23 protein-coding genes are annotated in these 22,836 nt (G+C 62.6%); 13 read left to right on the top strand and 10 right to left on the bottom strand.

Translation table 11 applies throughout. The annotated features are described in order from the left end of the window. The 3 genes from ACS5Q1_RS10290 to yddG form a co-directional block, all read left to right on the top strand. The coding region (locus tag ACS5Q1_RS10290; protein ID WP_473098068.1) for an SDR family oxidoreductase at positions 1 to 206 on the top strand (206 nt) is incomplete at its 5' end. 87 nt (positions 207 to 293) lie between these two features. Next, positions 294 to 1,040 (top strand): SDR family NAD(P)-dependent oxidoreductase, encoded by a 747-nt coding sequence (locus tag ACS5Q1_RS10285; protein ID WP_473098067.1) that lies wholly within the window; start codon positions 294 to 296, stop codon positions 1,038 to 1,040. 62 nt (positions 1,041 to 1,102) lie between these two features. Further along, entirely contained in the window at positions 1,103 to 1,978 is an 876-nt protein-coding gene (gene yddG / locus ACS5Q1_RS10280) for an aromatic amino acid exporter YddG (RefSeq protein ID WP_473098066.1), read from the top strand. Here the strand turns inward: yddG and ACS5Q1_RS10275 are convergent. Further along, positions 1,950 to 2,714: a GNAT family N-acetyltransferase gene (locus ACS5Q1_RS10275; protein ID WP_473098065.1), complete on the bottom strand. Its 765-nt coding sequence runs from the start codon at positions 2,712 to 2,714 to the stop codon at positions 1,950 to 1,952. The two genes, yddG and ACS5Q1_RS10275, sit on opposite strands and share 29 nt — an antisense overlap. Before the next feature lie 35 nt (positions 2,715 to 2,749). After that, on the bottom strand, positions 2,750 to 3,517 hold the full coding sequence (gloB, locus tag ACS5Q1_RS10270) for a hydroxyacylglutathione hydrolase (RefSeq protein ID WP_473098064.1): 768 nt from the start codon (positions 3,515 to 3,517) through the stop codon (positions 2,750 to 2,752). 117 nt (positions 3,518 to 3,634) lie between these two features. Between gloB and ACS5Q1_RS10265 the strand changes: the two genes are divergently transcribed. The 5 genes from ACS5Q1_RS10265 to ACS5Q1_RS10245 all read left to right on the top strand — a co-directional run bounded on the left by ACS5Q1_RS10265 (position 3,635) and on the right by ACS5Q1_RS10245 (position 8,863). Then, positions 3,635 to 4,411, top strand: a complete 777-nt coding sequence (locus ACS5Q1_RS10265) for a methyltransferase domain-containing protein (protein ID WP_473098063.1) — start codon at positions 3,635 to 3,637, stop codon at positions 4,409 to 4,411. 213 nt (positions 4,412 to 4,624) lie between these two features. Further along, positions 4,625 to 5,578, top strand: a complete 954-nt coding sequence (locus ACS5Q1_RS10260; protein WP_203442271.1) for an acetyl-CoA carboxylase carboxyltransferase subunit alpha — start codon at positions 4,625 to 4,627, stop codon at positions 5,576 to 5,578. Between the two features lie 263 nt (positions 5,579 to 5,841). Then, positions 5,842 to 7,122 carry a L,D-transpeptidase family protein gene (locus ACS5Q1_RS10255; RefSeq protein ID WP_473098062.1) on the top strand — a complete coding sequence of 427 codons (1,281 nt, stop codon included), beginning with the start codon at positions 5,842 to 5,844 and terminating at the stop codon, positions 7,120 to 7,122. Positions 7,123 to 7,241: 119 nt separating this feature from the next. After that, positions 7,242 to 8,156: an oxygenase MpaB family protein gene (locus ACS5Q1_RS10250; RefSeq protein WP_473098061.1), complete on the top strand. Its 915-nt coding sequence runs from the start codon at positions 7,242 to 7,244 to the stop codon at positions 8,154 to 8,156. Between the two features lie 185 nt (positions 8,157 to 8,341). Next, the gene (locus ACS5Q1_RS10245) at positions 8,342 to 8,863 is read left to right on the top strand and encodes a hypothetical protein (protein ID WP_473098060.1); all 522 of its coding nucleotides are present in this window, start codon (positions 8,342 to 8,344) and stop codon (positions 8,861 to 8,863) included. A gap of 60 nt (positions 8,864 to 8,923) precedes the next feature. Here the strand turns inward: ACS5Q1_RS10245 and ACS5Q1_RS10240 are convergent, their stop codons facing one another. From ACS5Q1_RS10240 to ACS5Q1_RS10230, 3 genes are all read right to left on the bottom strand, one after another. Beyond that, complete coding sequence (locus ACS5Q1_RS10240; RefSeq protein WP_473098059.1) at positions 8,924 to 9,631, bottom strand: protein phosphatase CheZ; 708 nt, start codon at positions 9,629 to 9,631, stop codon at positions 8,924 to 8,926. 5 nt (positions 9,632 to 9,636) lie between these two features. Then, the gene (locus ACS5Q1_RS10235; protein ID WP_173949939.1) at positions 9,637 to 10,020 is read right to left on the bottom strand and encodes a response regulator; all 384 of its coding nucleotides are present in this window, start codon (positions 10,018 to 10,020) and stop codon (positions 9,637 to 9,639) included. A gap of 321 nt (positions 10,021 to 10,341) precedes the next feature. Continuing rightward, positions 10,342 to 11,964 carry an ABC-F family ATP-binding cassette domain-containing protein gene (locus tag ACS5Q1_RS10230; protein ID WP_473098057.1) on the bottom strand — a complete coding sequence of 541 codons (1,623 nt, stop codon included), beginning with the start codon at positions 11,962 to 11,964 and terminating at the stop codon, positions 10,342 to 10,344. 243 nt (positions 11,965 to 12,207) lie between these two features. Between ACS5Q1_RS10230 and ACS5Q1_RS10225 the strand changes: the two genes are divergently transcribed. The 3 genes from ACS5Q1_RS10225 (at position 12,208) to ACS5Q1_RS10215 (ending at position 14,800) form a co-directional block, all read left to right on the top strand. Beyond that, entirely contained in the window at positions 12,208 to 13,248 is a 1,041-nt protein-coding gene (locus ACS5Q1_RS10225) for a sodium:calcium antiporter (protein WP_473098056.1), read from the top strand. A gap of 107 nt (positions 13,249 to 13,355) precedes the next feature. Then, the gene (locus ACS5Q1_RS10220) at positions 13,356 to 13,799 is read left to right on the top strand and encodes a c-type cytochrome (RefSeq protein ID WP_473098055.1); all 444 of its coding nucleotides are present in this window, start codon (positions 13,356 to 13,358) and stop codon (positions 13,797 to 13,799) included. A gap of 158 nt (positions 13,800 to 13,957) precedes the next feature. Continuing rightward, the gene (locus tag ACS5Q1_RS10215) at positions 13,958 to 14,800 is read left to right on the top strand and encodes a DUF1194 domain-containing protein (protein ID WP_473098054.1); all 843 of its coding nucleotides are present in this window, start codon (positions 13,958 to 13,960) and stop codon (positions 14,798 to 14,800) included. 41 nt (positions 14,801 to 14,841) lie between these two features. Here the strand turns inward: ACS5Q1_RS10215 and ACS5Q1_RS10210 are convergent, their stop codons facing one another. The 3 genes from ACS5Q1_RS10210 to secA all read right to left on the bottom strand — a co-directional run bounded on the left by ACS5Q1_RS10210 (position 14,842) and on the right by secA (position 19,301). Continuing rightward, complete coding sequence (locus ACS5Q1_RS10210) at positions 14,842 to 15,711, bottom strand: alpha/beta fold hydrolase (protein WP_473098053.1); 870 nt, start codon at positions 15,709 to 15,711, stop codon at positions 14,842 to 14,844. 143 nt (positions 15,712 to 15,854) lie between these two features. Further along, positions 15,855 to 16,277, bottom strand: a complete 423-nt coding sequence (locus tag ACS5Q1_RS10205) for a GFA family protein (RefSeq protein ID WP_203442261.1) — start codon at positions 16,275 to 16,277, stop codon at positions 15,855 to 15,857. 210 nt (positions 16,278 to 16,487) lie between these two features. Next, positions 16,488 to 19,301: a preprotein translocase subunit SecA gene (gene secA / locus ACS5Q1_RS10200; RefSeq protein WP_473098052.1), complete on the bottom strand. Its 2,814-nt coding sequence runs from the start codon at positions 19,299 to 19,301 to the stop codon at positions 16,488 to 16,490. Positions 19,302 to 19,555: 254 nt separating this feature from the next. Here secA and ACS5Q1_RS10195 point away from each other — a divergent pair, with 254 nt between their 5' ends. Further along, positions 19,556 to 20,449, top strand: a complete 894-nt coding sequence (locus tag ACS5Q1_RS10195; RefSeq protein ID WP_473098051.1) for a peptidylprolyl isomerase — start codon at positions 19,556 to 19,558, stop codon at positions 20,447 to 20,449. 203 nt (positions 20,450 to 20,652) lie between these two features. Here the strand turns inward: ACS5Q1_RS10195 and ACS5Q1_RS10190 are convergent, their stop codons facing one another. Next, entirely contained in the window at positions 20,653 to 20,865 is a 213-nt protein-coding gene (locus tag ACS5Q1_RS10190; protein WP_203442258.1) for a hypothetical protein, read from the bottom strand. A gap of 164 nt (positions 20,866 to 21,029) precedes the next feature. Between ACS5Q1_RS10190 and argJ the strand changes: the two genes are divergently transcribed. After that, positions 21,030 to 22,271 carry a bifunctional glutamate N-acetyltransferase/amino-acid acetyltransferase ArgJ gene (gene argJ, locus ACS5Q1_RS10185; protein ID WP_473098050.1) on the top strand — a complete coding sequence of 414 codons (1,242 nt, stop codon included), beginning with the start codon at positions 21,030 to 21,032 and terminating at the stop codon, positions 22,269 to 22,271. 12 nt (positions 22,272 to 22,283) lie between these two features. Here the strand turns inward: argJ and ACS5Q1_RS10180 are convergent, their stop codons facing one another. Further along, positions 22,284 to 22,658, bottom strand: coding sequence for a hypothetical protein (locus ACS5Q1_RS10180; protein WP_473098049.1), 375 nt, complete (start codon positions 22,656 to 22,658; stop codon positions 22,284 to 22,286). Between the last annotated feature and the right edge of the window lie 178 nt (positions 22,659 to 22,836).

Raw genomic sequence — 22,836 nt, 5'->3', positions numbered from 1 at the left:
TGATCGCGCCGGGCTACATCGCCACCGAGATGGTGAAGGCGGTGCCCGAAGAGGTGCTCAAGTCGAAGATCCTGCCGCTCATTCCCGTCGGCCGCCTCGGCGAGGCGGAGGAGATCGCCCGCAGTGTGCTGTTCCTGGCCTCCGACGAGGCCGGCTTCGTCACCGGCTCGACCCTGTCCGTCAATGGCGGACAGTACATGGCCTGACGCGCAGAGTGTCGTCCCGGACGCAGTTCCACACTGCGCTCCGGGTCTGATGCGCTGGATCCTGCCTGCAACACGGAGAACTTGAGGATGAACCGCATCGACATGGCGGGCAAAACCGTCGTGATCACAGGAGGTGCCCGCGGCATCGGCTATGCAATCGGGGAGCGCCTCGTGCAATCGGGCGCCAGAGTCGCCGTCTGGGACCTTCGCCTTGAGGACTCCGAAGCCAGTGCCGCCGCACTCTCGAAGGATTGCATCGGGCTGAGCGTCGACGTGTCTGACTGCCTCTCTGTCGAGCACGCCACGCAACAAACCCGCGCTGCTTTCGGACGCATCGACGGCTTGGTGAACGGCGCCGGGATCACGGGACCGGTCAAGCCGCTGGCCGAATATTCCGTCGAGGAGTGGCGCAATGTCGTTGAGGTCAACCTCACCGGCACCTTCAATTGCTGTCGCTCCATCGTGCCGATCATGCAGGAGAACAATTACGGCCGCATCGTCAACATTTCGTCAGTCGCGGGTAAGGAAGGAAATCCGAACCTCGCCGCCTACAGCGCCGCGAAGGCCGGCATCATCGGTCTCACCAAGTCTTTGGGGAAAGAGCTGGCCAAGACCGGCATTGCCGTGAACTGCATCACGCCCACCACCGCCAAGACGAAGATCCTCGATTCGCTGACGCCGGAATTCATCGAATACATGCGCGTGCGCATCCCGAGAGACCGTTTCGCCGAACTGCACGAGATCGCCGCTATGGTCGTCTGGATGCTCTCCGAGGAAAACTCCTTCACCACGGCCGCCACCTTCGATCTCAGCGGCGGACGCACGACTTACTGAAGTCCTGACATTTCGGCTCCTGGAGCTTCGCTTCTTCGGGAAAGTCGTGGTAGGTGGCGGCCATGACGACTCGCACCGCCACCACCATCGGCCTCATCGCCATCCTGCTCTGGTCCCTGCTTGCCCTGTTCACGGCGGCGACGGGCACGATTCCCCCCTTCCAACTTGCCGCCATGACCTTCCTTGTCGGCGGGATGGTCGGCGTGGTGAGCTGGATCGCGCGGCCGCAAGGCCTCAAGGCCCTGCGCCAGAAGCCGGTGGTCTGGGCCTTAGGCATCGGCGGCCTCTTCGGCTATCACGCGCTCTACTTTGCAGCTCTGCGCTGGGCGCCGCCGGCCGAATCGGGGCTGATCAACTATCTCTGGCCGCTTTTGATCGTGCTGTTCTCCTCGCTGCTGCCGGGTGAGCATCTGCGGCGGGCGCATATCGTGGGAGCACTGCTTGGATTTGCTGGCGTTGTGGTGCTGATTGCCGGACGTGGTGCCTTCGATGCGCGGGCCGAATACATGCCCGGCTACATCTGCGCCCTCATCGCCGCCTTTGTCTGGGCCGGCTACTCGGTTCTCTCCCGCCGCTTCGGCCAAGTGCCGACCGATGCGGTGGCAGGCTTCTGCCTGATGACCTCGCTCCTGAGTCTCGTCTGCCATCTCGCATTCGAGACAACGGTCTGGCCGGAGACAACGACGCAATGGCTCGCTCTTCTCGCGCTCGGCCTCGGCCCGGTGGGTGTTGCCTTCTATGTCTGGGACATCGGCATGAAGCGCGGCGACATCCGCTTCCTCGGCGTCGCCTCCTACGCGACACCAGTTCTCTCGACCCTGCTCCTGGTGGTGGCCGGCTATGCGGAGCCGACCCTGACACTGGCGCTCGCCTGTGGCCTCATCGTGGCCGGCGCGCTGGTCGCGACGCTCACGCCGAAGAAGAGCGTCCCGGCATGACCCGGTGGGTGTACCGGTAGGCGGTCTCGAAGCCGAGCGCGCCATAGAGCGAGCGGGCGATCTCGTTTTCTTCGCGCACCTGGAGATAGGCGGTGTGCGCCCCCTGCCCGCAGCCCCAGGCCATGAGGCTCGCGACCACGCGGCGGCCGAGGCCGATGCCGCGCAGGTCCGGCGCCACCACGATGTCGTAGAGACCGATATAACCGCGCTCCACCACCCCGAGCCCCCAGGCCACAGGCCTCTCATCCAGGCTGAGCGTCGCGAACGCCGTCTTCTGGCGGATGCGGGATACGATCCTCATCAGGATCTCGTCATCGGCCTTGTCGCCGCCATAGGATTCCGCCGCCGCTCGCACCCAGCGTTTGGAGACCTGCGGCGCGAGTTCCACCTCGGGATCGATCTCGCAATCGCCGTTCTTGATCGGAGCCGTGAGAACATGCGTCGGCTCGATGTCCTTGAAGCCGCGCTGCTTCAGCAACTCGTCGACACCCGGCGCCTCGACCCCGTTGAGGCGAAAGGTCGGACGCACATTGGCCTCGACGAAGCGGGCGATCATGTAATCGATCAGCTCATCGTCGAGACCGACACCCGGCCGAAAAGGCGTCGCGGAATTGGCGCGCTTCGAATATCCGTTCGCAAGGCGGAGAACCCAGCCGTCATAGATCTGATAATCGAACGAGGGCCAGGCATTCACGAGACGGCTCTCGAGTCCGATGATGAGGCTGTGGTCGTTCATGAAAGTTGTCCGCTCCTGCACGATGATGCCTCTCATCAGAACCTGTTCTTCCATTCGCGCAAGGCCTGAAACACCTCCACAGGCTTTGCTCCTTCCTTATGAACGGATTTCGCGAGCGCAGGCTCTCCGGCCCGCAGGAACGGATTGGTCGCCTTTTCCTGGCCAATGGTCGAGGGCACCAGGAAACGGCCTTCCGCTTTTGCTTTTTCCGCTTCCGCCGCCCGTGCCTTCAGCGCCTCGTTGTCCGGATCGGCGGCGAGCGCGAAGCGCGCGTTCGAGAGCGTATAATCGTGCCCGCAATAGACCCGTGCCTCGTCCGGGAGCGCTGCGAGGCGCTGCAGCGAGGCCCAGAATTCCGGATAAGTCCCTTCGAACATCCGCCCGCAGCCGAGGGTGAAGAGCGTATCGCCGGCAAACAGAGCGCGATCCGCCGCGAACCAGTAGGACACATGATCCATGCAATGGCCCGGTGTTTCCCACACATGCGCCTGGAGGCCGCCCACGATTACCGTATCGCCCTCGCGCACATAGGCATCGGCATGCGGCACCGCCTCGCGCGCCTTGACCGGCGCCACCACCCGGCAGCCGGTGCGTCGCTTCAAGGGCTCGATGGCCTGCACGTGATCGGTATGGCGATGCGTGATGAGGATGTCGGTGAGCTGCCAGCCGGTCTTGGCGAGAGCCGCCAAGATCGGCCCCTCCTCCGGCGCATCGATGGCCGCACAGGCTCCCGTGTTGGGATCGTGGACCAGAACACCGATATTGTCCTGAAGGCAGAGAAAGGCGTGGATCTGGGCTGACATCGAGGCACCCTGTCTTGATGTGCTCTGAGCTATCATGGAACAGTCGGCGCGTGAAACCAGACCCGGACCCTCGCAATGCGGTTGCGGGACCGGATCGAGAGGCATTCTGTTGAGGCCATGAGCATCGACATCACCGATCTGCGCGGCTTCTACGCCAGCCCGTTGGGGGCCGTGACGCGCCGCTTCGTCGGACGGGCCATCGACCGGTTCTGGGGACCGCTCACAGGCCTGCGCGTGCTCGGTCTCGGCTATGCGCCGCCTTATCTCTCGTCCGTGAAGGATGAAAGCGAGCGGACGCTGGCCTTCATGCCTGCGAGCCAGGGCGTGGTGAACTGGCCCAGGAGCGGAGCCTCGGCCTCGGCCCTCGTCGATCCGCTGATGATGCCCCTGCCCGATGCCTCCATCGACCGGGTTCTCGTGGTCCATGCCCTGGAGACGGTGGAGAGCCCGAGCGAACTCCTGTACGAGATCTGGCGTATTCTCACCCCTGGCGGGCGGATCATCCTCGTCGCGCCCAACCGGCGAGGCCTGTGGGCCCGCATGGACACGACGCCCTTCGGCTACGGGCAACCCTACAGCCGCTCACAGCTCAAAAGCCTCATGCGCCAGACCTGGTTCTCACCGGAAGGCTGGGCCGAAACCCTCTACATGCCTCCCTTGCGCAGCCGCCTCCTGCTCCAGAGCGCCCAGGCCTGGGAGCAGGTCGGCGCAGGCTTCTCCCTGCCCTTCGCGGGCCTTCACATCGTCGAGGCGACGAAGCAGCTCTACCGGCCGGGAGCCGTCCGTGCGGTGCGCCGCTCCAGGCGCCTCGCCCCGGTTTTCGTTCCGGCCCCGGCGGCTCCTGCCTCGCGGCTGACGCCGTCCTCCTTGATTCCGCTGGTTTTACGGGAGTAAGGCAGGGCTCAACTTGACTTGGACCCGCCAAAACGCCAGTGTCCGCCCCGCTTCGGCAGGGCTATCCGGTCACGCCGGCCTTCATTTTCGTTAGAGCATCGTGCGGAAAAGTGGATCCGGTTTTCTGCCTGAACGATGCTCTCATAAAGGAGAAAGCATCGGGTTAGTCCCAAAAGTGCAAATCCACTTTTGGGCCCGATGCTGTAGAGTCTGATGCGCAGTTATCTCGATTTCGAAAAGCCCGTCGCCGAGCTGGAAGCCAAGGTCGAGGAGCTTCGGGCGCTCGGGGAGAACCGGGACGCCGTCTCCATCACGGACGACATCTCCCGCCTGGAGGTCAAGGCCGCCGATGCCCTGAAGGATCTCTATGCCAAGCTCACGCCCTGGCAGAAGACTCTCGTCGCGCGCCATCCTCAGCGACCGCATTTCGTCGATTACTGCTCCGGCCTGATCACCGAGTTCACGCCGCTCGCCGGCGACCGCAAGTTCTCCGAGGACGAGGCGATCGTCGGTGGCTTCGGACGCTTCCGCGGCCAGCCGGTCTGCGTCATGGGCCAAGAGAAGGGCCACAATACCGAGACCCGCATCCGGCACAATTTCGGCATGGCCCGCCCCGAGGGCTACCGCAAGGCCGTGCGCCTGATGGAAATGGCCGACCGCTTCGGTCTGCCGGTGATCTCCTTCGTCGACACGGCCGGCGCCTATCCGGGCATCGAGGCGGAGGAGCGCGGACAGGCCGAGGCCATTGCCCGCTCGACCGAGATGCAGCTGTCGCTCGGCGTGCCCAACGTCTCCGTGGTGATCGGCGAGGGTGGCTCGGGCGGCGCCATCGCGATCGCCACCGCCAACAAGGTGCTGATGCTGGAACACGCCATCTACAGCGTGATCTCGCCGGAAGGCGCGGCCTCGATCCTCTGGCGCGATGCGGCCCGCGCCCAGGATGCTGCCACCAACATGAAGATCACCGCCCAGGACCTCCTGCGGCTCGGCATCATCGACGGCATCGTGACGGAGCCCGTGGGTGGCGCCCACCGGGAGCCGCAGGCGGCCATCCAGGCCACCGGCAACGCCATCGAGGAAGCCCTGCATGACCTCGGCAACATGGGACCGGCCGAGATTCGCGATCATCGCGCCGACAAGTTCCTCAATATCGGTCGCAAACTCTAGTATTCCGTCTCTCGAATTCAGGGACTCGCCCGACTCTGGGGCGGTTCCGTTGGCTGCGTGAGCGCTGCTTACCTCGGAAGAGATGCGCTTTCCTCCGATGAGCGGTGTCGAAACCCTTCGCGGGCGGATTTTTTACCTTCCCTTAATCATGACTCCATCACTGCTCCGCTTGCAGTAATGACCAGTTAAGGCTAACGATTTAGGAGTTAAAGGGGAACTGACCGGCACAAACGTCGGGCAGATCAAGAATTGCGGGGTCCCCCATGATGAAGCGTTTTGCATTGGCCGCGAGCCTGGTGCTCGCGCTTGCTGCCTGCCAGGACGACCAGCTTTCCCGTGGCTCCACCCGACACCTCGTGCCGATTCCGCCAGCCACGATGGCGTTGATGTCGACCAAGGGCATGTCCAAGTCAGATCCTATCCTGGTCCGAGCCTACAAGAAGGAATCGGAGCTGGAGATCTGGAAGCGCGGCTCCAACGGGAAATACGCGCTCCTCAAGACCTATCCGATCTGCCGCTGGTCGGGTCAGCTCGGCCCGAAGACCCGCGAAGGCGACCGTCAGGTGCCTGAGGGCTTCTACACGGTCAGCCCGGCGCAGATGAACCCGAACTCGGCCTATTATCTGTCGTTCGACACCGGCTATCCGAACGCCTTTGACCGGTCCTTCGGCCGCAACGGCGGTGACATCATGGTGCACGGCGCGTGCTCCTCGCGCGGCTGCTTCGCCATGACGGACCAGAACATCGCCGAAATCTACGCCATCGCCCGCGAGGCCCTCGGCGCCGGTCAGCGCAACTTCCAGTTCCAGTCCTATCCGTTCCGGATGACGGCCGAGAATCTGGCCAAGCATCGTCTCGACCCGAATATCGGCTTCTGGAAGAACCTGAAGGAAGGCTCCGATACCTTCGATCTCACGAAGGACGAGTTGCGTGTGGCGGTTGCCAACAGGCGTTATCTCTTCAACGCGGAAGAGAGCACGGTTGCTGCCGTGGCGCAGAAGCAGCGCCGGGACGAGCAGGAAGTGGCCGATCTGGTCTCTAAGGGCGAAAAGCCGATCAAGCTCGTCTACAACGACGGCGACACGCACGAATCCTTCCGCGAGGCGCTCGCCAACGTGACAGGCGTGTCCGACAGCAAGCTCGGATATGTGAGCCGCACCGAGGGCATCTCCTCGGGCCCGCGGCAAGTCGCGCTCGACGACAGCGGCCGCGAGAAGATCGAGGCGCCGACGACAGCCCTCGCCTTCGCTTCCATGAAGGAGGTTCCCGCCTCGCAGCCTGAGCCCCGTCAGGCCGAGACCCGTGTGGCGGTGACCCAGCAGACCGCGCCGGTGGCGGCTGCCGCAGCGGCTTCCAGCTCCGAGACTCCGTTCTACAGGAAGATGTTCAGCAGCGTGACCGACCTGTTCAGCACTTCGGCCTCGCAGCCGGTGGCCGAGACGGTCCAGATCGCTCCGACACCTGCCAGGGCAACACCTGTGAAGGCGGTGCCCGAGAAGCGGGCACAGGCTCCCGCCAAGGTCAACGTGGCGGCCGCGAACTGAGCGTCGCAACCATAACGCATCGAAAAGCCCGCCTCTTCGGCGGGCTTTTCATGGACGGGATTGGACCGCCGCAGGAAACTTTTCCAGCCTGAAAGGGGTTGAGGAGAGGAGGCAATGCCATGCTCCTGACTTCTCATGCCATTGTTTTACCTGGTCTTTTACAGGATCGCGTCGACGACTTGGCCCAGGCATTTCTCCAGCCCGACCAAAAAATCGACTTCTCGATTCCGCCAGGAGAGCCGGCGCTGGTTGCGGCGGATTCCGTGTCCTGGCGCATCTTCAAAAATCCCATCTCCCTGTTCATCGGCGGGATCACGGCTGTCCTGCTCGAATTCGGTGAGCCCCGTGTTCGCGACGGAGTCTGGCAGCACAGCAGCTTCCGCACGGATCCGCTGAAGCGCCTTCAGCGAACCGGACTTGCCGCCATGGTGACGGTCTACGGGCCGCGCAGCAGGGCGGAGGCCATGATCGCCAGCGTCGTGAGACGGCATGACCGGGTGGCGGGCCAGACCAGTGAGGGCGAGGCCTACCATGCCAATGATCCTGTCCTGCTCGACTGGGTGCAGGCGACGGCAGATTTCGGTTTCACGGAAGCCTATCACGCCTATGTCAGACCTCTCGCCTCGACTGAGCGGGCCTCGCTCTTCGTCGAGGCCTTCCCCGCCGCAAGGCTTTACGGTGCAGCCGGGGCGCCTGCATCCCAGGAACAACTCGATGCATTGTTCGAGAGAATGAAATCTCGGCTCGTCGCCTCGCCGGTGATCTTCGAATTCCTGGAAATCATGACGCGGGCCCCAATCCTCCCGACACCGGCGCGACCATTACAGCGGGTGCTCGTCAAGGCTGCGGTGGAACTTCTGCCGGGCTGGGCGCGCGAGCGTCTCGAACTCGGCTCCTCCTGGTCCCTTAACACGGTCGAGCGCGCCCTCGTTCGAACCATGGCAATAGCGAGCGATCGGCTGATCCTGCCGTCCTTTCCGGCGGTCCAGGCCTGCCGGCGCCTTGGTCTGCCTGACACGTATCTCTACAAATGACCCCAGATTTGCCTTTGGGGTCAGATGACGATTCGGGCGTAGCCTCAGCGATTCAGCAGCGTTGCCGCGCCTCGATCATGGAAAGGCCTGCAATATCGGTTTAGGGAGACCGCGCTAAGCCCGGTCGCGGCCCTAAGTATCGATGATCAAGGGCTCGGTCTGTCCAATATCCGAGGGAGGCATCCGTGCATTGCCTTTCGCAGCGGTTGTCCTGTGGTGTCTTCGTCTTGGCCTGTGCCGCAACCGGCAGCGTGGGCGCTGCGCCGGCCGTCTTCGACCTTTACGCCGGATCCTTCTTAGGAACGGGAACCATCCTGGAGGGGCCGGATGCCAGCTCCCATCGGGTCAGCTGCCGCTTCACGATCCTGCAACAGGGAACAACGGGCCTTTCGCTCCAGGGTACATGCCGAGCCTACCTGCTGGTCGCGAGACAGGTCAGCGCCCGTCTGTCCTGGGATCCCGGTTCAGGACAGGTCACCGGCACGTATACGGGTTCGCGGGTTGGGACAGCCCAACTCCGAGGTCGGCAGGTGGGGACGGATTTCGATCTGGTGATCGCTTGGCCGAGGCCCCTTTACGGCGACACAACGGCCCAGATGCGCGTTGCCAGCGTCGATCAGAACCGCTTTCGGATCGTCGTCACGGATCGGATCGGGGCGAACGGGCCTGTCAAGGCTACAACCGATCTCACGCTGCTTCGGCAGTGACGGACAACAAAAAGCCCGACACGATGGCCGGGCTTTTATCTTTTCATGATGCAGTTCAGATCAACCGAACAGGGCGTCGATGGCGTCCTGGGAGGTACGCGCCGGGTCACTGTCGAGGGCCGGCCCGTTCAGGAGGGCTTCGTCCCCTTCCCGCTCCGGCGTTGTGAAAGCTTCCACGTCGTTGAAGCTCTCCAGACCGCCCCAGATATGCGCCATCTGGGTCACGCGCTCCTCGATGAACTTCATCGAGCTGACGACCTTGCTGATGCGCTGGCCGGTAATGTCCTGGAAGTTGCACGCCTCGAAGATCGTGATCACCCGGTCGGAGATCCGCTGGGCCATCTCGGCATCCTCGCCGGACAGACGCGCAGAGAAATTTCCGGCGATCTCGTCGATTTCCTCGGCTGCGGCCAGGATGCTGTTGGTGGCGGCTTCCGTGCCGGAGACGACAGCTCCCAATTCATCGGTCACGCTGTTGACCTGACCGCCCGGGGTGCGGGAATGCAGGGTTGCGATTTCCCGCTTCGTGCGCTGGATCGATTCGGTGATGGCGTCGAGCTCTTCCTTGAGTCGCAGTGCTTCGCGCAGGTCGGTCCGGATCTGATCCATCAGAGCCTTTGAAGCCCCGCTGTTCGGCTCGAGCGCTGCATGAATGGCCGCCATGCCCCGCATGAGTTCCGCATGCCGTCGGGCAGCGATGCTCTCGCGGGATTGAGCCAGGAGATCCAGGCTCAAAGGGTCAAAAGAGACGGGTGGCGGAAGACGCATTGCGACTACTCACCCAGAACGGCGGCGATCTTCGAGCGCAGGGTTTCCGCGTTGAAGGGCTTCACGATGTAATTGTTGACGCCAGCCTGCTTGGCGGCCACGACGTTCTCGGTCTTGGCCTCGGCGGTGATCATGATGAAGGGAAGCGCATTCAGGTCCGCATCGGCGCGGACCTTCTGGAGCAGCTCGAAGCCGGTCATCGGCGCCATGTTCCAGTCGGAGATCACGAGCCCGTATTTCTTCTCCTTGAGCTTGCCCAGGGCTTCCGAGCCGTCCTTGGCTTCGTCGACATCGTTGAAGCCGATCTGCTTCAGAAGGTTACGGATGATGCGCAGCATCGTTTGATAATCGTCGACGATGAGCACCGGGAGAGACGTATTCAATGCCATGATGTTTCGGCCTGGAAATTTAAAGGTTGCGAAGCTGGGCCTTTGACGGGGCTTCTTCAAAAAGGTTGTTGTGGTCCCTGCCTTATCGACGACGATGCTTGCCTCAAGCTGACGTCGCGATGGCAACCGTCGGGGCCGCGTTCTTTTGCAGCAAAAAGCCCGGCGCGACGGCCGGGCTTTAATCTCAACTTCTTAGGATAATCTGCTTAGAGCATCGTGCGGAAAAGTGGATCCGGTTTTTCCGCGCCCAACGATGCTCTCATCAAGGAAGGAAGCATCGGGTTAGTCCCAAAAGTGGGGTCCACTTTTGGGTCCGATGCTTTAGTGCCGGAGGCCCGGAGCCTCCTGGCCCGTGCGTGCCACGTATTCGGTATAGCCGCCGCCGTATTGGTGGATGCCGTCGGGCGTGAGTTCGAGAACCCGGTTGGACAGAGCAGCCAGGAAGTGGCGGTCGTGGGAGACGAAGAGCATGGTGCCCTCGTATTTCGACAGCGCCTCGATCAGCATCTCTTTTGTGGCCATGTCGAGATGGTTCGTCGGCTCGTCGAGTACGAGGAGGTTCGGCGGATCGTAGAGCATCTTCGCCATGACCAATCGCGCCTTCTCACCGCCCGAGAGCACGCGGCACTTCTTCTCCGCATCGTCTCCGGAAAATCCGAAGCAGCCGGCAAGCGTGCGCAATGAGCCCTGTCCGGCCTGCGGGAACGAATCCTCCAGGAACTCGAACACCGTGCGGTCGCCTTCCAGCACCTCCATGGCGTGCTGGGCAAAATAGCCCATCTTCACGCTCGCTCCGATCGTGACTGTCCCGTCATCGGGCGCTGCCGAGCCCGCGACGAGCTTCAGCAGCGTCGACTTGCCGGCGCCGTTGACGCCCATGACACACCAGCGCTCCTTGCGGCGCACGGCGAAATCCAATCCCTCATAGATGCTGCGGCTGCCATAGCGCTTGTGAACGCCCTTCAGGCTGACCACGTCGTCACCGGAGCGCGGCGCGGGCAGGAAATCGAAGGCCACCGACTGACGGCGCTTAGGCGGCTCCACCCGGTCGATCTTCTCCAGCTTCTTGACTCGGCTCTGCACCTGGGCGGCGTGGGAGGCGCGCGCCTTGAAGCGCTCGATGAACTTGATCTCCTTGGCGAGCATGGCCTGCTGACGCTCGAACTGCGCCTGCTGCTGCTTCTCGTTCAGCGCGCGCTGCTGCTCGTAGAACTCGTAATCGCCGGAATAGGTAGTGAGCGAGCCGCCGTCGATCTCCATGATCTTGTTGACGATGCGGTTCATGAAGGCGCGGTCGTGCGAGGTCATGAGCAGCGCGCCCTCATAACCTTGCAGAAACTCCTCCAGCCAGATGATGCTCTCGAGATCCAGATGGTTGCTCGGCTCGTCGAGGAGCATGACGTCCGGGCGCATCAGGAGGATGCGTCCGAGCGCGACGCGCATCTTCCAGCCGCCAGAGAGGGCCCCCACGTCGCCATCCATCATCTCCTGGCTGAAGCCGAGACCGGCCAAAACCTCGCGCGCCCGGCCCTCGAGGGAATAGCCGTCGAGTTCCTCGTAGCGCGCCTGCACCTCGCCATAGCGCTCGATGATCTTGTCCAGATCGTCCGCCTTGTCCGGGTCCACCATGGCGGCTTCGAGTTCCCGCAGCTCGGCCGCGACCGTGCTCACGGGACCTGCACCCTCCATCACCTCGGCCACGGCGCTGCGGCCGGCCATCTCGCCGACATCCTGGCTGAAATAGCCGATGGTCACACCGCGATCGACCGCCACCTGACCCTCGTCGGGCAGCTCCTCCTTGTTGATCATCCGGAAGAGCGTCGTCTTGCCCGCGCCATTGGGCCCCACGAGGCCGACCTTCTCGCCCTTCTGGAGACTTCCGGAGGCTTCGATGAAGAGGATCCTGTGGCTGTTCTGCTTGCTGATGTTCTCGACGCGAATCATGAAACTCAAGGCCTAGAGGGGTTGCGGCGGCCTTATGGCATGGCTCGTGCCCGACGGCGAGTATTTAGGACAAGGGCATAATGTCTGGGGCAGAGACAGGCATCGTCGAGATCAAACCGACCATGCCTGCAGTGATATCCTGAAGAGCCTACGATTCAACTTTCCGAGGGCATTCGGAACTACTGCCGACAGGGGCGATTAGTCAGGGGTCACCCACCGCAACATCAACCGAGATCCTGCCCTTTGTTTCTTTCTAACGCGCAAGACTATCCCCTCTGGATCAATGCCGGAATTTTTCTCGTTGCAGCCGTGCTTGTCTGGATCGCCGGCACGCGCCTGACCTATGCGCTGGACGGGATTTCCCGCAAGACGGGCTGGGGACAGGCCTTCGTGGGCATGCTGCTTCTCGGCGGCATTACTTCCCTGCCCGAGGTCGCCAATGCGATCACGTCTTCCGTCATCGGCAACCCCGCCCTGGCGATCAACAATCTCCTTGGCAGCGCGGCGATCAATGTCCTCTTGCTCGCCGTGGCGGACGCCTTCATCGGCCGGGATGCCGTAACCTCGGCCGTTGCGCGCCCCGCCACGCTGATGATGGCGACCCTATGCATTCTCCTTCTGATCGCCGTCGCCGTGGCGATTACAGTGACGGATGTCCTCGTGCTGGGAATCGGCACCTGGTCCGTGGCGATATGCGTGATCAGCGTCGGCGCCTTCTGGCTCTCCGTCGGGTACAATGAGCGGGCTGCGTGGACGGTGAAGGACGCCGATGCGCGTGCCGAGGATAAGGATGACGCCGGTGACGATGGCGTCTCCCTGCGATCCCTGGTGATCGCGAGCATCGTGACGGGTGCGATCATCTTCGTCGCGGGCTATGCCCTGTCGCAGACGGGCGATGCTCTGGCCACACAAACGGGGATTGGCACCGGCATGGTGGGATTTGCCCTCATCGGGCTTTCGACATCCATGCCGGAGCTGAGCTCGATCATCGCCGCGCTTCGGCTCAAACGCTACGAAATGGCGTTCGGCCAGGTTCTGGGCACGAACTTCGTCAATCTGTCGCTCATCCTCCTGGCCGATGCCTTCTTCGCCGGCGGCCCGGTGATCAACGAGCTGGCCCGGTTCGAAACCATCTCTGCCCTGCTGGGAGCCACCTTGACCGGCGTGTTCCTGATCGGGCTTCTGGAACGTCGCAACCCGACGGTGATGAAGATGGGCTGGGACTCGCTGGCGGTGATGGTGCTCTTCACCGGCGGGCTCGTGCTGCTCTATGCCGTGGAATAAATGACCGAGCTGGAGTGTCTACGGAATAACCCGTTCTAACTCCGATTTTCTATAGCCCTGTCAGGGGCGAGAAGACATCTTGTGACGGGGGAGAAAGGATGGTCGCCATGAGAAGGACCGTCGTTACTGCATTCTTCGGTCTATCGATCCTCAGCGGACTTGGAGTGCTGGCCCAGACAAGCGATCCGATCACCCAGCGCCAGAACCTCATGAAGAACAATCAGGAACAGATGCGCACGCTCACCGGCATGGCCCGAGGGCAGGCTCCGTTCAACGCCGCGACCGCACAGACCGCGTTCCAGCGGGTCGCGCAGAATGCACAGCAGATCCCCGCTTTGTTCCCGGCAGGATCGACCCAGGGCAAGACCGCTGCGCTTCCGACCATCTGGGAACGCAAGGCGGATTTCGACGCTCACGCGACCAAGCTCGAACAGGATGCCAAGGCCGCCCAGGGCGTGATCACGGATCAGGCGAGCCTGCAGGCGGCGATCCAGCGGGTCGGCCAGAACTGCGGTGGCTGTCACGAGACCTACCGCCGCAAGGAAAGCTGACGCAGTATTCGAGGGTCCGAGGAAGTCGAAGTTCTTCGACTAGTGCATCGTGCGGAAAGGTGGATCCGGCTTTCCGCGCTACCCGATGCGCCGCTTGAGGGATCGATCCCCAAGGTGCAAAATCCACTTTTGGGTCCGAGGCTCTAAGGGAGATCGCAATGCGGTATCCCAAGGCTCCATGGCTTCTTCCCGCTCTTGTGGCGGGGCTTCTGGCCGTCGCTCCGGCTTGGCAACAGGCGCCTGACGAGGTCGATCTCGCCCTCGTGCTCGCTGTTGATATTTCCACCTCCATGGACCCGGCTGAACAGAGCCTACAACGGCAAGGCTATGTGGAAGCCTTCCGCTCGCCATCCGTGCATCAGGCCATTCACAGCGGCACGCTGGGGCGCATCGCGGTGATTTATGTGGAATGGGCCGGGGCGCACCCGCACATCCAGAATGTGGTCGTGCCTTGGACCGTTCTGGAAAGTCCGCAGGACAGCCTCGCTTTCGCCGACCGGCTGACCCGCGCTCCGATCCGCCGCGGGGCCGGTACTTCCATCTCGGAGGCCATCGACTTCAGCCTCTCCCTCTTCTCCTTCGGCCCCTTCCTGCCCGCGCGGCGCGTGATCGACATTTCGGGCGATGGCTCGAACAATCAGGGGCCTCTGGTGACAGAATCCCGCGACAGGGCGGTTGCACGCGGGGTCACAATCAACGGCCTTCCCATCATGCTCAGCCGGCCCGAGCGGCGTGAGGACGCGACCTTGGATGCCTATTACCGCGACTGCGTGATCGGAGGCTCGAATGCGTTCATGATCCCAGTGCGCGAACCCAAGCAGTTTCTGACCGAGACGAGAACCAAGATCGTCAACGAGATAGCAGGGATGCCAGCGACCGGAGGACTGGTCCAACCCGCGGGAGTTTCACCGCAAACCGATTGCGACACCAGCGAAAGCCTGTGGGACGATATTATCCCGGCACCACATGCACCGAGCAGCACTGTCGGTCACGAGCTGTAGGTCGTCGTGCTGACGAGCGCGACATCGGTCCGACTGGTGCCTCATGTCCGGACGCGCAAGAGGAAATCTCGCACCCGCGCAACCACCTCAGTAAGGTTCGTCTCCAACAGCCAATGTCCGCCGTCAAGCAAGTGCAATTCAGCATCTGGGAGATCGCGCAGATAAGCGCGAGCCGAACCCTCGGGCATGTATCCGTCCTGTGGTCCCCAGACGATCAAAGTCGGCGGTTGATGCTTTCGTAGATAGGCCTGATATCGCGGGAACCAGGCGAGGTTGTCCTTCAGCCCTGCAATCACATCGACAGCGATCTCGCGGCGCCGCTCCGTCATCAATGACCAATGCAGCTTCCAAAGGTCGGGCGAAATCCGCTCGGCAAGTTCGGAGCGAACGTCGTTCAGGAATTCGTCCCGAAATCCCTCCTCGGTGACTGCTTCACCCAGCTTGGCCCGCATCTCGGGCGTAGGATTGCGGAAATACTCCTGAAGCGGAGCGTATTTCGGGCCGAGTTGATCTTCATAGACATCGCCATTCTGAATGATCAGGGCGGTCATCCGATCCGGCCGCATGATCGCCAGCCGCAGTCCGATCTGCGATCCGAAATCATGCAGATAGAGCGCGAAGCGGTCGATCCCGAGATGGTTCATGAACCGGTCGAGGAAGGTGGCATAGCCGTCGAAATCATAAGGAAAGCCTTCGGGAGTGTCGCTATATCCGCACCCCGGAAAATCCGGCGCAAGGAGCCGCCAGCGGTCTGCAAGGAGCGGCATGAAATTGCGGAACTCGTAGGACGAGCACGGATAACCGTGAGGCAGCAGGATCGCCGGCGCGTCGGTTGGTCCGGCCTCGCGGTAAAAGGTGCCGATGCCATCCACGTCGATCCAACGGTGTTTCACAATGCTCGTATCGTCCATGTCGATGCTTCCTCGTACGCAGCCGACCAGGAGCTTGAACGCAGGCACGCAGCCATTGGTTCACGCGTCAGAACCTCAGCTGCGCGAGGACATCGTGCAGAACTTGAATCTGCTTTTTCCGTATCGAGGGATTCGTCAGGCCGTCACTCGGCCATCATCTCACCGGTTCCCCCGGCCTCGACCGGGAAGTCCTTCAGTTTGGGCAGACCGTCCCGCATGGGCAGGACCGTCTCTGCATAGTTGAAGTGAACGGCGGGAATGAAGTTGAGGGTGGGAATGGTCGCCGCGAACACATCGACGAGGCCGAGCGTCGGATGATTGTTCATGAGGTGCCCGCCGCATTTCGAGCAATATTGCCGCTGGCTGAATTTCGTCTTCTGAAAGGTCGCGAGATGCTCAGCACCCGCTGTCACCCGCACCGCCTCAGGCTTCCAGAGGCTGAAGGCGTTCACCGGGCCGCCGGACCATGAGCGGCAGGACTGGCAGTGACAATAGCCCATGGCCTCCGGCGATCCGCTGACCTCGATTTCGACGCTACCGCAGAAACAGCTTCCGATGTGGGACATGGCTCTCTCCTTCGATTTGCTCTATGCAGCGCCCGCCAAGCCTGACCGAACGCTGCCTGGAGCGGCAGAATCCTTGGTTGAGCCTATCTTACCCCTGCTGCATAGGAGATCGTCTGGCGCAACAGAGGTAGAAATCCCGAAGAAGCGTCACACCAGCAAAAAGCCCGGCGCGACGGCCGGGCTTTTCATGGTTGTCATGTCTTCGGCTTTTTAAGCCACATACTGCCCGTGGCAGTGCTTGAACTTCTTGCCCGAGCCGCAGGGACAGGGCTCGTTGCGACTCACCCGGCCCCAGGTCGACGGATCGTTCGGGTCGCGGGACGAAACCGGCTCGGTCCCGGCGGCAGCGGCGGCAAAGCCGAGAGCCGGACCGGCTCCGAAGGCGTTGCTCTGCGCCAGGTCGAAGTCGTTCTCGCCGGTGGCGGGATCGAGATGCTGGGCGAACATGGGCGGCAGGCTCTGCGGCTCCGGCTGCTGGAACACCACCTGGATGCGCATGAGCTGGCCCGTCACCTGCTCGCGCAGATGGCCGATCAGCCCGTTAAACAGCTCGAAGGCCTCGGACTTGTACTCGTTCAGCGGATCGCGCTGGGCAAGGCCGCGCCAGCCGATGACCTGACGCAGGTGGTCGAGGGTCACGAGGTGCTCGCGCCAGAGATGATCCAGGCTCTGCAGCAGAACCTGTTTCTCCACGTAGTTCATGACCTCGGACGTATTGGTCTCGACGCGCTGGGCGTAAGCCTCGTCGGCCGCCTTGGTGATGCGCTCGCGGATCTCGTCGTCGGCGATGCCCTCCTCCTTCGCCCATTCCTCGACCGGCAGGTCGAGGTTGAGGAAGTTGGCGACGTTTTCCTTCAGGCCGGCGACATCCCATTGCTCGGCATAGGCATTCTCGGGGATAGCGCGGGAGACGATGTCCTCGATGACGCCGTGGCGCATGTCGTCGATGGTCTCGCGCACGCTTTCTTCCGCCATGAACTCCTTGCGCTGCTCGAAGACGACCTTGCGCTGGTCGTTCATGACGTTGTCGTATTTCAGGATGTTCTTGCGGATGTCGAAGTTGCGTGCCTCGACCTTCGCCTGAGCCCGCTCGATGGCCTTGTTGATCCACGGATGGATGATGGCCTCACCCTCCTTGAGACCCAGCTTCTGCAGCATGCCGTCCATGCGGTCGGAGCCGAAGATGCGCATCAGGTCGTCCTGGAGCGACAGATAGAATTTGGAGCGGCCCGGATCGCCCTGACGGCCGGAGCGGCCGCGCAGCTGGTTGTCGATGCGGCGGGATTCATGGCGCTCGGTGCCGAGCACGTAGAGGCCGCCGGCGGCGAGCGCCTTCTCCTTGAAGGATGCGACCTCGTCGAGGATCTCCTTCTCTTTGGCGGTACGTTCCTCGCCCTCGATGCCGGCCAACTCGCGCTCGATGCGCATCTTGGCGTTACCGCCGAGCTGGATGTCGGTGCCGCGGCCGGCCATGTTGGTGGCAATCGTGATCGCCCCCGGGACGCCGGCCTGGGCGACGATGAAGGCCTCCTGCTCGTGGAAGCGAGCGTTGAGCACGGCGAAATGCTTGGTGCCCCGGCCTGCTCGCGCATCGCGGTAGAGGGGCTCGAGCGCCTGCGGGTTCTCGAAGTCGATCAGGGTGTAGCCGTCCTTGATGAGCAGATCGGCGAGATGCTCGGACTTCTCGATCGAGGTGGTGCCGACCAGAATCGGCTGACCCTTGGCAGACGATTCCTCGATATCCCGAATGACCGCCTGATAGCGCTCCTCCATGGTCCGGTAGACCTCATCGTCATCGTCGACGCGGGCGACGGGACGGTTGGTCGGGATTTCGACCACTTCGAGGTTGTAGATCTCCAGGAACTCGTCGGCCTCGGTCGCGGCGGTGCCGGTCATGCCGCCGAGCTTGTCGTAGAGGCGGAAGTAGTTCTGGAAGGTGATGGAGGCAAGGGTCTGGTTCTCGGGCTGAACCTGGACCTTCTCCTTGGCCTCGAGCGCCTGGTGCAGGCCTTCCGAATAGCGCCGGCCCTGCATCATGCGGCCGGTGAACTCATCGATGATGACCACTTCGCCATTGCGGACGATGTAGTCCTTGTCGCGCTGGAACAGGGTGTGGGCCCTGAGCGCCTGGTTCATGTGATGAACGAGGGTAGCATTCTGGGCATCGTAGAGATCGCCCTCCTTGAGCAGGCCGATCTCCCGCAGCAGCGCCTCGATCTTCTCAGTGCCCTCTTCGGTGAGTGCTACGGAACGCTGCTTCTCGTCGAGCTCGTAATCGCTCTTGTTGAGGCGCGGGATCACCACGTCGATGGCGTTGTAGAGCTCGGACCGGTCGTCGAGGGGACCGGAGATGATGAGCGGTGTGCGCGCCTCGTCGACCAGGATCGAGTCCACCTCGTCCACGATGGCGAAGTTATGGCCCCTTTGGACCATCTGCGCCATCTCGTACTTCATGTTGTCGCGAAGATAGTCGAAGCCGTATTCGTTGTTGGTGCCGTAGGTGATGTCGGCCGCGTAAGCCGCCCCGCGCTCGGCATCGTCGAGGCCATGGACGATCACGCCGACGGAGAGGCCCAGGAAGCGGTAGATCTGGCCCATCCACTCGGCGTCGCGACGGGCGAGGTAGTCGTTCACCGTCACCACGTGGACGCCCTTGCCGGCGAGCGCATTGAGATAGACTGGGAGGGTCGCCACCAGGGTCTTGCCTTCGCCGGTACGCATCTCGGAGATGGACCCCTCATGGAGGACCATGCCGCCGATGAGCTGCACGTCGAAATGGCGTTGGCCCAGGGTGCGCTTGGCCGCCTCGCGGACGGTGGCGAAGGCCGGGACGAGGATGTCGTCCAGGGTCTTGCCGGCGGCGAGCTGGGCCTTGAAGTCCTCCGTGCGGGCGCGGAGCTGCTCGTCGGACAGGGCCTCCAGCTCGGCCTCCATCGCGTTGATGGCCGCTACCTTCGGCCGATAGGACTTCAGCCGGCGATCATTGACCGAGCCGAAGATTTTCTTCGCGAGAGAACCGAACATCGAGAAGCCTTCAGAATTCCAGAATGCAGGAGAAAGGGGCGTTTGCGCCGCCTTATAGACCTAATTATGCCAGAGTGCATCTTAAAGGCTGTGCCGGAGTGGCGCAGCCTCAAGCGTCCGCAAGCTGAGCCCCGTTCAAGACCCTGCGAGCGGCGATGCTGTGACATAAATATGCCATCACTTGCAAACGTAAACGCATTCGGCCATCTGATCGTCGCTGTCCGTGGGCGATCACGCTCACCAGAGGAAACCCTATGTCTCGCTCACTTAACGTTCGGAAGAGCCTTCTGACCCTTAGCGTCGCCCTGCCGTTCCTAGCCGGGGCTGCCCTCGCCCAGACCCCTCCCGCGCCTGCGACCTCCCCGGCGGCCGTGCCCGCCGTCGATCCCGCGAAGGTGATCGCCCGCGTCAACGGCGTCGACGTCACGGAAGGGGATCTCGCCCTCGCCGCCGAGGACCCGGCTCTGCAGATGCCGAATGTTCCGGAAGCCCAGAAGCGCGACCTGCTGACCGGCTACGTGATCGACCTGAAGCTCGGCGCCAAGGCGGCCGAGGCGGCTAAGGTCGGCAGCGGCGCCGAATTTGCCCGCAAGCTCGCCTATAACCGGGACAAGACCCTGCTCGATGAGTACCTCGACCAGGAAGCCAAGAAGGCCGTGACGCCGGAAGCTGCCCGCAAGCTCTATGACGAGACCGTCAAGAGTGTGCCCGCTGAGCAGGAAGTCCGCGCCCGCCATATCTTGGTGGAAAACGAGGAAGACGCCAAGAAGGCCGCTACCCGTGTGAAGGGCGGTGAGGATTTCGCCAAGGTGGCCGGGGAACTCTCCAAGGATCCAGGTTCCAAGACCGACGGCGGAGACCTCGGCTTCTTCACCAAGGACCGCATGGTCGAGCCTTTCGCCGAGGCTGCCTTCAAGCTCGAGCCCGGCCAGATTTCCGATCCGGTGAAGAGCCAGTTCGGCTGGCACGTGATCAGGGTCGAGGAAAAGCGCACTAAGCCGGCCCCGACCTTCGAGGAGACCAAGGATCAGGTCGAGACCTACCTCGCCCGCAAGGCGCAGCAGGACCTGATCATGGGCCTGCGCAAGAACGCCAAGATCGAGCGCCTGGACGACAAGGGCAATCTCGTCGAGCAGAAGCAGCAGTAAGCTCTTTCAGGTTTCACGGCGTTCAAGGGCGGCCCTCGGGCCGCCCTTTTTGTTTCCTCACACTCTCCTGTCATCCCCGCGAAGGCGGGGATCCATAAACACGACGGTTCGAAGAGGAGTAGTGGTACGCCTCTTTCTGTGCCGTCAGCGGTTATGGATTCCGGGCTCCGCTCCGCAGCCCCGGAATGACAGTGCGGAGAAAATCACTTGTTCCTCCGCCCCATCCGGTTCGGATCGACGCCGCCTTCGCGGTTGGTCTGGTTCTCGACATCGCCCTGGAAGGTCGAACCGCCGTCAAGATCGCGCGGATCTTCGCCGGTCATATAAGAGCCTTTCGAGCGCCCGATGCCCGGGTCGACATTGAGGTCGCTGCGTGGGCGTTCTTGGGGTCTGGTCTTGGGATGCTTGCCGGTCACGGGATGTCTCCATCGTTGTCGGACCGGGTCAACGATGGTACCGAATGGTCGTTCCGACGTTTTCGACTCTATCGCGGTGAAGCTTTGACTTGACAAAAAGCCTTAAAAAACCACAGGTCGCGGCTCGCAACGTCGTATCCCAACAGCGCTCTTCGAGTTCGTCCATGTCCAAGACCGTGTCCCCGCTCGCACCCAAGTCGTTTCCGACACTCCCCGCCATCGACGGCGTCAGGATCGCGACGGCGGAGGCCGGCATCCGATATAAGAACCGAACCGACGTCCTCTACATGACCCTGTCCAAGGACACGGCTGTCGCGGGCGTATTCACCCGCTCCAAATGCCCCTCGGCCCCGGTCGACTGGTGCCGCAAGAATCTGTCGAAGGGCACGGCCCGGGCGCTTGTGGTGAATTCCGGCAATGCCAATGCCTTCACGGGCAAGAAGGGCGCGGAAGCGGTGAAGATGACCGCCGACATCGCCGCCGAGGCGGCAGGCTGCCGGGCCTCGCAGGTCTTCATCGCCTCCACCGGCGTGATCGGCGAGCCGCTCGATGCAACGAAGTTCGAGAGCGTGCTCACGGCCTGCGAGAAGAAGGCGAAGCCCATTGCCTGGGTCGATGCAGCCAAGGCGATCATGACTACCGACACCTTCCCGAAGGTGGCGACCCGCACGGCCATCATCGGCGGCGTCCCGGTTACCATCAACGGCATCGCCAAGGGCGCTGGCATGATCGCCCCCGACATGGCGACCATGCTGTCCTTCATCTTCACGGACGCGCCTATCGCCGCCCCGGTGCTGCAGGCGCTTCTGAAGAAAGGTGCCGACAAGAGCTTCAACTGCGTGACGGTGGATAGCGACACCTCCACCTCGGACACGCTGCTCTTCTTCGCGACGGGTGCGGCCGCTGCCAAGGGCGCTCCGGCGATTTCGCTGCCGAGCGACCGGCGCCTGAAGGAGTTCCGTGGCGCGCTGGAAAGCCTCTTGTGCGATCTCGCTCAGCAGGTCGCCCGCGACGGCGAGGGCGCGCGCAAATTCGTGACCGTGAAGGTGACCGGCGCCACCGGCGCGACCTCGGCCAAGCGCATCGCCATGGCGATCGCCAATTCCCCGCTGGTGAAGACCGCTGTCGCCGGCGAGGACGCCAATTGGGGCCGCGTGGTCATGGCCGTCGGCAAGGCCGGCGAACCGGCCGAGCGCGACAAGCTCGCGATCTGGTTCGGGGATATCCGCGTTGCGGTCAAAGGCACCCGTGACCCGGAATACAGCGAGGCGAAGACCTCCGCCTACATGAAGGGCGACGAGATCACGATCCGGGTCGATCTCGGCCTCGGTCGGGGCGAGGCCACCGCGTGGACCTGCGACCTGACCAAAGCCTATGTGGAGATCAACGGAGACTACCGGAGCTGATCGAAAGGTCAGCTATGGTACGACCGTGACTTTCATCTTCGTGGTGACCCGCATCGGGCCGCCATACTGGTCCGTTCCAATGATGGCGTAGGAGAACTCGTCAGGGCCTCGATAGCCCGGCTTGGCGACATAGAACGGCATAATGCCGCGAACACCCGCCATCCCGGCCTTCGGCTTCTGAACAATGGCCGCTTCGCTAATCGCGCCCTGGATACCGTTGAGGCCGAAGCCGCAACCTTTGCCGGCCTTGACGGTCATTTCCCCCTGCAGATCCGCGACATGCGAGTTGAAGATCATAGGTGTGACGGTGCAGTCCTGGGCTTGCGCGTCGGCCCCAAAGGACGTGCAGGTAAGGCCGAGAATGGCCAGGAAGACATGCTTTCTCATAGGTTTCTCTCCGCAGCTTTAGCAACGAAATTTCATTGCACATTTTTACCTATCGCGGAAGTTGTACCTAGCAAGACTGCCGCCTGATCGATCGAAACGGCCTGTGCCAAAGCACACACGAAGCCATTGAAAGGCTCGTGAAATTCAGTTCGCTCCAGCCCGAAAGCAGGCTAAGAGA

This window comes from Microvirga sp. GN3 (assembly GCF_055792825.1).
Note: the sequence above shows the minus strand (reverse complement) of the source record. Positions and strands in the feature narration are given on the sequence as shown.